The following is a 515-nucleotide window of genomic DNA, read 5'->3' as shown; positions in this document are numbered from 1 at the left end:
TGAAATTTATCGAACATAACCCTCGAATTTGCGGCGTGATTTTTGACTGGGATGAGTACAGTCTCGATTTATGTAGCGATATCAATCAGCTTAATGAATATCTCCCGCTTTATGCCTTCATCAACACCCACTCGACGATGGATGTCAGCGTGCAGGATATGCGGATGGCGCTCTGGTTTTTTGAATATGCGCTGGGGCAGGCGGAAGATATCGCCATTCGTATGCGTCAGTACACCGACGAATATCTTGATAACATTACACCGCCGTTCACGAAAGCCTTGTTTACCTACGTCAAAGAGCGGAAGTACACCTTTTGTACGCCGGGGCATATGGGCGGTACCGCCTATCAAAAAAGCCCGGTTGGCTGTCTGTTTTATGATTTTTTCGGCGGGAATACCCTCAAGGCTGATGTCTCTATTTCGGTTACCGAGCTTGGTTCGTTGCTCGACCACACCGGGCCACACCTGGAAGCGGAAGAGTACATCGCGCGGACTTTTGGCGCGGAACAGAGTTAT

The 515-nt window shown here is 49.1% G+C and carries 1 protein-coding gene; it reads left to right on the top strand.

The window, feature by feature from the left end; genetic code table 11:
* The coding region (locus ACS8YF_RS20180; RefSeq protein ID WP_440851831.1) for an Orn/Lys/Arg decarboxylase N-terminal domain-containing protein at positions 1-515 on the top strand (515 nt) is incomplete at both ends.

The sequence above is a fragment of the Salinisphaera sp. SWV1 genome (genome assembly GCF_052044155.1).
In the GTDB taxonomy this organism is placed as follows: Bacteria; Pseudomonadota; Gammaproteobacteria; order Nevskiales; family Salinisphaeraceae; genus Salinisphaera.
This window is presented reverse-complemented; position numbering and strand designations above follow the sequence as displayed.